Origin of the sequence: Colwellia sp. MB3u-4 (assembly GCF_014077065.1) — a bacterium.
GTDB lineage: Bacteria > Pseudomonadota > Gammaproteobacteria > Enterobacterales > Alteromonadaceae > Cognaticolwellia.
In genome coordinates, this window is record NZ_JACGVE010000077.1 from 185,256 (window position 1) to 195,852 (window position 10,597).

Sequence of the window (10,597 nt, forward strand, 5' to 3'; positions counted from 1 at the left end):
AACAGGACAGTTAATGGCTACTATACCTGCGCTAAGGTACTAATGAACTATGACGAGAATCACGATATTGCTTTGGTGAAATACCCACTAATTTTTTAAACAGTCGCGAAAAATAATAAGGGTCGCTATAGCCTAAGTCGCTAGCAATGTCTTTAATCGCAATATCGCTATTATCTAGCTGTAAACAGGCATGTTGAATTTTCATATTAATAAAATGCTGAATAGGCGAGCTATCGGTTAATTCTTTGAATTTTTTTGCAAAGTGAAATTTTGATAGCTGGCTATAATGCGCTAGCGTATCTAGGCTTAGCTCTTGGTGTAAACTGTTGCGCATTAGCGCCTCCACCGCTTCCAAATCAAAACTTGAGCTATTATTAAACATCGTTAAACGCAATTGCAGGGCAAGAAAACTCAAAGCTTGTTGCAAAATATGCACAGCGTGAATAACGTTTGTCGCGGTATAGCCTCGAGCGCCCAATGCCAGTAAATGATCAAAGTCGCTAACAATAGTTTTCAATACACCGACATGTGCTTTGCCACTGTCCATTTTCATTAACAGTCGCTCTGCAAAGTCTTGTGCTAATGTGCCGGTAAAATTAATCCAATAGACAATATTGTCAGCTGATTTGCTGTCACGACTGGTCAGTTGTTTATCACTTTGACTGTGAATTTTTACCGAATCGTGAGTTTTATTAAGGGTAAAAGTGAACGCGGCATTAGGATTGATAATAACAAGATCGCCACGTTCTATAACTCTCTCTTTGCCTTGGTAAGCTAATTTACCCGCCCCCGACAAGCAGTAAATTAAGGTATGGCAATGGTTATTCTCTTGTTGTAATTTATAGTTGTTATTTGCTTGTGTGATGCCTAATGAAACCGGATATAAACCATCGGTTAAGCGATGCTTTGATAACTTTTTTAATAAAAAAACCGGGATGAATAAGCGAATGTCTGCTGATGTATTAAGCTTGATATTTGCCATGTTATCCTATGGTTCTAAAGGTTAATGATAAGGTTTATGTTAGCTGGTCTAATCACAATATAGTCCATCAAATTGACAATAAAATCAATGTTCATTACATTTTTAGTATGGTCTAATTTTATTATGAAGTTTACATGATCAACTTTTACGACCAAAACTAGTGCTTTAGCCCTTTGTCGGTCGTGATGACTAAAATAATTATTGTTTCATGATGGCAAGTTTTTTCGTTGCAACGGCTTGAAGCGAGTGTGAAAAACTCATTGTGAAAAAAATTTTGATACATAAGAGAGTATGAGATGAATACACCAAGATATCAGTTAAAAAACAAGATCCGTATTGTTACCGCGGCCTCTTTGTTTGATGGTCACGACGCCGCTATTAATATTATGCGCCGAATTTTGCAATCAAGTGGTGCAGAAGTTATTCATCTTGGTCATGACCGCAGTGTTGAAGAAGTGGTTAATACCGCTATTCAAGAAGACGCCAACGCGATTGCCATGACCTCTTATCAAGGCGGTCATAACGAATATTTTAAGTATATGTATGACCTATTAAAAGAACGCGGTTGTGAGCATATTCGTATTGTTGGCGGCGGCGGTGGCGTGATACTACCTGACGAAATTAAAATGCTACAAGATTATGGTGTTACCCGTATTTACTCGCCAGATGACGGTCGTGCGTTGGGCTTGTTAGGTATGATTGACGACATGTTAGAACGTTGTGATTTTAAAACTGGCGTTAATGTTAAAAAAGACGACGTAGCTAATTTAAAGAAAGACGTGCCACTGCAAGATAAAAAACAAGCAATTGCTCGTTTGATTTCAGCCGCAGAAAACGCACCAGGAGAAAATAAAAGTAACCTTGATAAAATTCGCAAGATTGCCGCCGTTAGTAAAACCCCAGTATTGGGTATTACCGGTACCGGTGGTGCAGGTAAATCATCTTTAGTTGATGAACTTATTCGTCGCTTTTTAATGGCCAGCAGTGACAGTAAAATTGCTATTGTGTCGGTTGATCCGTCAAAGCGTAAAACGGGTGGTGCGTTATTAGGTGACCGTATTCGCATGAACGCGGTGAATAATGACCGTGTTTATATGCGATCGTTAGCAACACGTCAATCAAACTTAGCCTTGTCTGTGTATGTTCATGACACATTAGATATTTTAAAAGCGACCGATTTTGATTTAATTATTTTAGAAACTTCAGGTATTGGCCAGTCAGATACCGAAATTGAAGAGCATTCTGATGTCTCTTTATATGTCATGACGCCAGAATACGGCGCGGCAACACAACTAGAAAAAATCGACATGCTTGATTTTGCTGACATTATCGCGTTAAATAAATTTGATAAACGTGGCGCACTTGATGCTTTACGTGATGTGAAAAAACAATATAAACGTAACCGTGGCATGTTTGAAGCCGGCGATGATGAAGTACCCGTTTACGGCACTATCGCGTCACAATTTAACGACCGTGGCATGACCGAGTTATATAACGCGGTGATCACGGCGTTAAACACTAAAGTTGGCTTAGTGGTTGGCGATATTCTCTCTACCGAAGGAACCTTAGCGAATAAAAGTAGCGTTATTCCAGGTAATCGTATTCGTTATTTATCTGAAATATCTGAAAGTAACCGCGGTTATGACGCTTGGGTTGAAAAGCAAGCAACAGTGGCCCAAAAGCTTTATGGCATTCATCAAGCGATTGAAACGGCAAAAGAAACTGACACTGAGGTTTCTGCTGATTTAGTGACACAACTTGTAGCCTTATATGCTCATGTAGAGCTAGATTTAGATCCTAAAAACAAAGTATTACTTGAGCAATGGGCTGCTAAAATTCAACGTTATAAAGACCCTGAATTTAAATTTAAAGTCCGTGATAAAGAACTATCGATAGCGACGCATTCAAAATCATTATCGGGCAGTGATATTCCAAAAATTAGTATGCCTAAATATCAAGGTTGGGGCGATATTTTAAAATGGAATTTACAAGAGAATGTGCCAGGTGAATTTCCATACACTGCCGGTTTATTCCCATTCAAACGTGAAGGCGAAGACCCTACACGTATGTTTGCCGGTGAAGGCGGCCCAGAGCGAACTAACCGTCGTTTTCATTATGTTTCTAAAGGTATGCCGGCTAAACGTTTATCAACGGCGTTTGATTCAGTAACCTTATATGGTAACGATCCAGCGATTCGTCCTGATATTTACGGAAAAATTGGTAACGCAGGTGTCTCTATTTGTTGTTTAGACGATGCGAAGAAACTTTATTCTGGTTTCGATTTAGCCCATGCCATGACTTCAGTTTCAATGACCATTAATGGTCCTGCGCCCATGTTGTTAGGCTTTTTCTTAAATACCGCCATTGATCAACAATGTGAGCGTTTTATCACTGAAAATGGTTTAGAAAAAGAAGTAGCGGCAACGATTGCTAAAATTTACAAAGACAAAGGTTGTGAACGACCAAGCTATCAAGGTGAATTACCGGATGGCAACGACGGTTTAGGCTTAATGCTATTAGGTGTAACTGGCGATCAAGTTTTACCACCCGAAGTTTACCAAGCGATAAAAGCGAAAACCTTAACGCAAGTTCGCGGCACGGTTCAAGCCGATATATTAAAAGAAGATCAAGCGCAAAACACCTGTATTTTCTCTACTGAATTTGCTTTGCGTTTAATGGGTGATGTACAAGAATATTTCATCGAAAAAGGTGTACGTAACTTCTATTCAGTGTCTATTTCTGGCTACCATATCGCCGAAGCTGGCGCGAACCCGATCACTCAGTTGGCCTTAACCTTAGCGAACGGTTTTACCTTTGTAGAATATTACTTAAGCCGTGGTATGGATATTAACGAGTTTGGTCCTAACTTATCATTTTTCTTCTCAAATGGTATCGACCCTGAATATGCTGTTATTGGCCGTGTGGCTCGTCGTATTTGGTCAAAAGCGATGAGAAATAAATATGGCGCTAATGCCCGTGCACAAATGTTGAAATACCATATTCAAACATCAGGTCGTTCATTGCATGCGCAAGAAATTGATTTCAATGATATTCGTACCACATTACAAGCACTTTACGCGATAAACGATAATTGTAACTCTTTGCATACTAATGCTTACGACGAAGCGATTACCACGCCAACTGAAGACAGTGTTCGTCGTGCGATGGCCATTCAATTAATTATTAACCGTGAATTAGGACTTTCTAAAAATGAAAACCCAATTCAAGGGGCATTTATTATTGAAGAATTAACCGACTTAGTCGAAGAAGCAGTACTAACTGAATTTGATCGCATCAATGAACGTGGTGGTGTACTTGGCGCAATGGAAACTATGTACCAACGTGGCAAAATTCAAGAAGAAAGCATGTATTATGAACACTTAAAACATTCAGGTGAATATCCGATTATTGGCGTTAATACTTTCCTCAGTTCAACAGGATCACCTACGGTTGTGCCTGAAGAAGTTATTCGCGCCACAGAAGAAGAGAAAAATTATCAAATTGAGATGCTAGCTAGTTTAAATAAAGCCAATGACGCAGAAGTACAAGTATTACTTAAGCGTTTACAAACAGCGGCCATTAAACAGGATAATATTTTTGAATTGATGATGGATGCTTGTAAGGTTTGTTCATTAGGCCAAATTGTTAATTCATTATTTGAAGCGGGTGGACAGTATCGTCGTAACATGTAATACGTGTTCAATTTATATAAGTAACCTGATAGGTATGAATGATGAGTAATTATCAAGCGCCAATGCGTGATATGCAGTTTTTATTACATGAAGTATTTAATGCTGAAAAATTATGGTCAACCATGCCGGCAGTGGCTGAGCTTATTGATCAAGACACCGCGGATGCGATTTTATCAGAAGGAGCAAAATTAACGGCTGGTGTTATCGCGCCTTTGAATCGTAATAGTGATGAACAAGGGGCTAGTTGGACTAACGGCGAGGTAACAACGCCTGATGGATTTGCTAAAGCGTATCAAATGTATTGTGAAGGTGGTTGGGGAGCATTGAGTGGCGATCCTGAGCATGGCGGTATGGGTATGCCAAAAATGTTGCAATCGTTTGTTGAAGAAATGACTCAGTCTGCTTCTATCTCATTTGCGCTTTATCCTATGTTAACCGCTGGCGCGAGTTTGGCACTGAGTGCACACGCGAGTGAAGACATGAAGCAAACTTATCTGGAAAACATGTATTCAGGTAAGTGGGCCGGCACTATGTGTTTAACCGAGCCTCATGCCGGTAGCGATTTAGGCATAATGACCGCAAAAGCCGAAGCGTTAGCCGACGGCAGTTTTGCCTTATCGGGCACTAAAATATTTATTACCGGTGGTGAGCAAGACCTAACTGAGAATATTATACATTTAGTATTAGCAAAAATACCTGGCGCGCCGGAAGGCCCTCGTGGCATTTCTATGTTTGTGGTGCCTAAATTTTTATTACTTGATGATGGCAGCTTAGGCGCTAGAAATACCGTTAGTTGTGGTTCAATTGAACATAAAATGGGTATTAAAGGCTCAGCAACCTGTGTGATGAACTTTGACAGCGCAAAAGGCTTTTTAGTTGGTGAGCAAAATAAAGGCTTAAACTACATGTTCACTATGATGAACTATGAACGTTTAGGTATGGGTATTCAAGGGGTTGGTGCGGCTGAAACCTCATATCAACAAGCGGCAGAATATGCCCTTGAACGTATTCAAGGTCGCAGTGCTACGGGTGTAAAGTCGGCCAATAAAAAAGCAGACTCACTTATCGTTCATCCCGATGTCAGGAAAATGCTCTTAACCATGCGGGCGTTAAACGAAGGGGGGCGCTGTTTCTCCACTTATGTTGCTAAACAACTCGACATTGTTAAATTCTCTGCTGACCAAATTGAAATACAACAAGCCGAGCAGTTAGTTGCGCTGTTAACGCCAGTGGCAAAAGCGTTTATGACCGATATGGCCTTTGAAAGTTGTAGCTTGGGGCAAATGGTTTTTGGTGGCCACGGTTATGTCCGTGAATGGGGCCAAGAGCAACTGATGCGTGACGTGCGCATTGCCCAAATTTATGAAGGCACCAATGGTATTCAGGCGCTTGATCTACTAGGTCGTAAGGTTGTTGCTAACAAAGGTCAATTTCTTGAGGTTTATTTCACTGAAATAAATTTATTCATTGAAAAAAACGTTCATAAACCAGTGCTAGCAGAATTTGTGCAACCTTTGGCCGGTGCTTTAGAAAAGTTAAAAACGGTTACTGGGGTGATCATTGCCGAGCAAGCGCATGATAAAAATATGGTTGGTGCCTCAGCTACTGATTATTTGGCCGCATTTGGTCTAGTGAGTTATGCCTATATGTGGGCTTTGATGGCAGAAAAAGCTTTAGATCAATCTGAGCAAGACTTCTATCAAGCAAAACTCTATGTTGGTGGTTTTTTCATTGAACGATTACTACCAAGAATTGACGGTCATATTCATGCGATTGAAGCCGGCAGTAAAACCTTGATGGCCATGCCAGAAAATCTCTTTAATTATAATCATTGATAGAGTCATTAAGCTATTAACAACAGCGAGTTAAGGCATAAACTTTTAGCATTAGTTTTTGCTGCCTATCTTGTTTAAAGTCAGTTGAGGCAGGGTAATACTATTTTATTATCGGCTGAGTCTAATTTCTCAGCTTAGCCGTTAAAATAACTAATAGAGAGGGGGTTAACATGTCAACAGTTCCTGAAAAATTTACCGCATTTCGTATCCATAAAAACGATAAAACCATTACCAGCGGTTTTGAGCAAATTAGCTTAAACGACTTAACTGATGGTGAAGTGGTTATTAAAGTTGCTTACTCCGATATTAACTATAAAGATGCCTTAGCGGCCACAGGCAAAGGGCGTATTTTAAGAACCTATCCACTGGTTGGTGGTATTGATTTGTCAGGTGTTGTTGTTAGCTCTGAAGACTCGCGTTTTCAAACCGGTGATAAAGTGCTAGTTTGTGGGGCACAATTATCTGAACTTTATGATGGTGGTTACGCCGAGTATGCCCGGGTTAAAGCGGATTCCGTGGTTAATTTACCCCAGGGTATGAGCCTACGTGATGTCATGGCTTTAGGTACTGCCGGTTATACCGCGGCCCTTGCAATACAAAGAATGGAAGACAATGGCCAAGTGCCTGAACGTGGCCCCATTATAGTAACAGGGGCAACAGGCGGTGTGGGTAGTTTTGCTATTAATATGTTGTCGAATATCGGCTATCAAGTGATTGCGTTTACCGGTAAAGTCGAACAAGAACCTTATTTAAAAGCATTGGGCGCAAGCCAATTAATTAATCGCAACGATATTGAAATGGGCACCAAACCTTTAGAAAATGCCCAATGGGGCGGTGCAATCGACAACGTAGGTGGTGATACTTTATCTTGGCTTACTCGTACTACTTGCGTGTGGGGTAATATTGCATCCATTGGTTTGGCCGGAGGCATTAAATTGGATTCGACCGTTATGCCCTTTATTTTAAGAGGTGTGAGTATATTGGGTATCAATTCAGTGGAAATGCCGATATCAGTTCGTACCCAAGGCTGGAAAAGGTTATCAACTGACTTGAAACCAACAAAATTGGCTTTAATTTCTCCCACAACTATTGAGTTTAAAGACTTACCTAACGCATTTGACGCTTATGTCGATGGTACAGTTACCGGCCGAACCGTTGTGGCTATTGATGCAACATTATAATTGTTTATTATATAGTTTATTAATAATGAAGCTAACTAGTGCAATTATATAGCGAAACTAAATAACAAAATTAACCAGTGAAATAACGGGAACAAAACTGAATGAGTGATGTGATATTTACAGAGTTAAGCAGTACAAATAATAAAAAAATAGCCATAGCAGAACTTAATGCCCCTAAATCGCTCAATGCATTAAATCTTTCGATGATTAAACTGTTAACCCAACAACTTACGTCTTGGCAAGAAGATGACAGTATCGCTGTGGTTATTTTACAAGGCGCGGGTGAAAAAGCGTTTTGTGCCGGGGGCGATGTGGTTAGTCTTTATCACTACCTAAACGAGCTAGTGACACCCATAGATGATCAAGTCATTAAAACCGGCTTCGCGCATGACTTTTTTGGCCAAGAATATGTCCTTGATCAATTAATTCACAATTTTAGCAAGCCCATTATGATCTGGGGCGATGGTTATGTCATGGGCGGCGGAGTAGGTCTGTTTGCGGGTGCCAGTCATCGCATCACAACTGAGCGTACTTTAATGGCCATGCCTGAAATAACAATAGGCTTATACCCGGATGTAGGATCGAGTTGGTTTTTAAATAAAACCCCTGGCGAACTAGGACTATTTTTAGGGATCACAGGTGCTGTTTTTAATGCCGCAGATGCTAAATATATTGGCTTGTCGGATTATACTATTGATAGTTTGTCTAAAAAGGATATTTTTGATCATTTATTAACAGTGGACTGGCAAGACAATAATAAAAATTATCAATTGCTAGATCAAACCTTACTGGGGTTTTCTAATGATTTTGAGCATCACTTGCACTCTGAGTTAAAAGCAAATGAAGTGGGCATAGCCAAATTACTGGCTTTCGATAACATTGTTGATATTCACACCGCGATTCTAAATGTAAAAACAGAGAATAAGTGGCTGACTCAAGCAAAAAACAAATTGCAGGCGGGTAGCCCTCTTAGTGCTTGTATTATATATAGACAACTACAAACGACTAAAACACTGAGCTTAAGCGAATGTTTTGCCTCAGAGTTAAATTTAATCTTACGTTGTTGCCAATATTCTGAAGCTTGCGAAGGTGTTAGAGCGTTATTAGTCGATAAAGACAAAAATCCAAATTGGTCTTTTGCAAATATTAGTGATGTTGACAGTAAATTAGTTGATTGGTTTTTTAGCCCAATCAACTAGATAATATATAATAGAAATAAAGGAAAAATAATGGATTTGAATAATAAAGTCATCGTGATCACTGGTGGTGGACAAGGTCTAGGCCGTTCGATGGCAATTAATTTAGCGACCCAGGGCGCTAAGCTGGCGTTAATTGATTTAAATGAAGCGCTTTTACAAGAAACGGTTAAATTAGTTGTAGAAGCGGGTTCAAGTGCAAAATACTATATCGCCAATGTCACAGATGAACCTGATGTTGAAAAAACCTTTAGTCAAATTAATAGCGACTTTGATGGTATTGATGGCTTGATTAACAATGCCGGCATATTGCGTGATGGTATGTTTGTTAAAGCTAAAGACGGCGTAGTGAGTAAAAAAATGTCACTGGATCAATTTCAATCGGTCATTGATGTCAATTTAACCGGTGTATTTTTATGTGGTCGAGAAGCAGCGGTTCATATGATAGAAGGTAAGCGCAAAGGCGTTATTATCAATATGTCTTCTATTGCACGCGGTGGTAATATGGGCCAAACCAATTATGCGGCTTCAAAAGCTGGCGTAGTTGCCATGACAGTTACCTGGGCAAGAGAGCTTGGTCGTCATGGCATTCGTGTTGGTGCTATTGCTCCCGGTGTTATTCACACCGCAATGACAGATGCAATGAAACCTGAAATGCGTGAACGCTTAGAAAAAATGAAACCAGTAGGGCGCCTAGGTGAAGCCGATGAAATAGCCCATACCGTTAAATATATCTTTGAAAATGAATTCTTCACTGGTCGAGTTATCGAAATTGATGGCGGCCTTTGTATGTAATTTTGATAAGCTATTATCGAAATTACAGTAAGTAAATAAAAAGACGAGATTATCTCGTCTTTTTCGTTTATATAAGTACAGATGCCTAGCATCAGTAAATAGTCGAACACAGCTATAAGTAGAGTAAAATGAAAAAAGCACTTTTTCTAGACAGAGATGGCATCATTAATATCGACCATGGCTATGTACACAAAATTGAAGACTTTGAGTTTATTGACGGCATCTTTGAACTTTGCCGATTAGCAATAGCTAAAGGTTATCAAATATTTGTTATCACTAACCAAGCCGGTATTGCTCGAGGTTATTATGATCAAGCCACCTTTGAAGCATTATCGCAATGGATGGTTAACGCCTTTGCAGAGCAAGCAATAACTATTGCTAAAGTTTACTATTGTCCGCACCATCCAACGAAAGGTGTAAATGAATTTGTTATGTCATGCAACTGTCGTAAGCCAGAGCCCGGTATGATCATACAAGCACAACAGGAATTTTCACTGACTTTAACTGAAAGTGTTTTTATTGGTGATAAGGTTTCTGATATGCAAGCAGCTAGTAATGCTGGTATCAAATGCAGAATACTTGTTAATAGTCGTTACACTGATGAGGCTTCTTCAGAACAGATTGAAGGTGTAAATCGCGTTAATAACCTTGAGCAAGCCAGTAAATTTATAAAATAAGTTTGTTTAATCATCGTATTGTATGATTAAAAGGCAAACGAACACTTATTCGTAATTTAATAACAATTAGGTGTTGACGTGAAGCCAGAAATCTCTAGAATGCGCTCCAGTTCCAAGGGGTAACCCCAAAGAGCTGTTTTAATAAGTTATCTTATTCAGTTCAAGCTGATTTGGTTAACTTAACGTGATAAAACGAGTTGTTTGAAAGTTAAAAAAACTTTTAAAATAAAACGAAATAA

Annotated in this window: 7 protein-coding genes; 6 read left to right on the forward strand and 1 reads right to left on the reverse strand. The window is 39.5% G+C overall.

Translation table 11 applies throughout. The annotated features are described in order from the left end of the window. Nucleotides 1-31 precede the first annotated feature (31 nt). The gene (locus H4J61_RS09040; RefSeq protein WP_182184809.1) at nucleotides 32-982 is read right to left on the reverse strand and encodes an AraC family transcriptional regulator; all 951 of its coding nucleotides are present in this window, start codon (nucleotides 980-982) and stop codon (nucleotides 32-34) included. 296 nt (nucleotides 983-1,278) lie between these two features. On the opposite strand from H4J61_RS09040, the gene H4J61_RS09045 reads away from it, so the two are divergent. From H4J61_RS09045 to gmhB, 6 genes are all read left to right on the forward strand, one after another. Beyond that, nucleotides 1,279-4,674 carry a methylmalonyl-CoA mutase family protein gene (locus H4J61_RS09045; RefSeq protein ID WP_182184810.1) on the forward strand — a complete coding sequence of 1,132 codons (3,396 nt, stop codon included), beginning with the start codon at nucleotides 1,279-1,281 and terminating at the stop codon, nucleotides 4,672-4,674. 41 nt (nucleotides 4,675-4,715) lie between these two features. After that, nucleotides 4,716-6,509, forward strand: a complete 1,794-nt coding sequence (locus H4J61_RS09050; protein WP_182184811.1) for an acyl-CoA dehydrogenase C-terminal domain-containing protein — start codon at nucleotides 4,716-4,718, stop codon at nucleotides 6,507-6,509. 170 nt (nucleotides 6,510-6,679) lie between these two features. After that, the gene (locus H4J61_RS09055) at nucleotides 6,680-7,690 is read left to right on the forward strand and encodes an oxidoreductase (RefSeq protein WP_182184812.1); all 1,011 of its coding nucleotides are present in this window, start codon (nucleotides 6,680-6,682) and stop codon (nucleotides 7,688-7,690) included. Between the two features lie 101 nt (nucleotides 7,691-7,791). Further along, nucleotides 7,792-8,889: an enoyl-CoA hydratase/isomerase family protein gene (locus tag H4J61_RS09060; protein ID WP_182184813.1), complete on the forward strand. Its 1,098-nt coding sequence runs from the start codon at nucleotides 7,792-7,794 to the stop codon at nucleotides 8,887-8,889. Nucleotides 8,890-8,919: 30 nt separating this feature from the next. After that, the gene (locus H4J61_RS09065; RefSeq protein ID WP_182184814.1) at nucleotides 8,920-9,681 is read left to right on the forward strand and encodes an SDR family oxidoreductase; all 762 of its coding nucleotides are present in this window, start codon (nucleotides 8,920-8,922) and stop codon (nucleotides 9,679-9,681) included. A 128-nt stretch (nucleotides 9,682-9,809) separates the two neighbouring features. Beyond that, complete coding sequence (gene gmhB, locus H4J61_RS09070) at nucleotides 9,810-10,358, forward strand: D-glycero-beta-D-manno-heptose 1,7-bisphosphate 7-phosphatase (protein ID WP_182184815.1); 549 nt, start codon at nucleotides 9,810-9,812, stop codon at nucleotides 10,356-10,358. The last annotated feature ends 239 nt before the right edge of the window (nucleotides 10,359-10,597 follow it).

What these genes read in the sequence shown, in the direction of transcription:
- gmhB (WP_182184815.1), top strand. Translation starts at nt 9,810, where the DNA reads ATGAAAAAAGCACTTTTTCTAGACAGAGATGGCATCATTAATATCGAC.
- H4J61_RS09060 (WP_182184813.1), top strand. Translation starts at nt 7,792, where the DNA reads ATGAGTGATGTGATATTTACAGAGTTAAGCAGTACAAATAATAAAAAA.
- H4J61_RS09045 (WP_182184810.1), top strand. Translation starts at nt 1,279, where the DNA reads ATGAATACACCAAGATATCAGTTAAAAAACAAGATCCGTATTGTTACC.
- H4J61_RS09050 (WP_182184811.1), top strand. Translation starts at nt 4,716, where the DNA reads ATGAGTAATTATCAAGCGCCAATGCGTGATATGCAGTTTTTATTACAT.
- H4J61_RS09055 (WP_182184812.1), top strand. Translation starts at nt 6,680, where the DNA reads ATGTCAACAGTTCCTGAAAAATTTACCGCATTTCGTATCCATAAAAAC.
- H4J61_RS09065 (WP_182184814.1), top strand. Translation starts at nt 8,920, where the DNA reads ATGGATTTGAATAATAAAGTCATCGTGATCACTGGTGGTGGACAAGGT.
- H4J61_RS09040 (WP_182184809.1), bottom strand. Translation starts at nt 982, where the DNA reads ATGGCAAATATCAAGCTTAATACATCAGCAGACATTCGCTTATTCATC.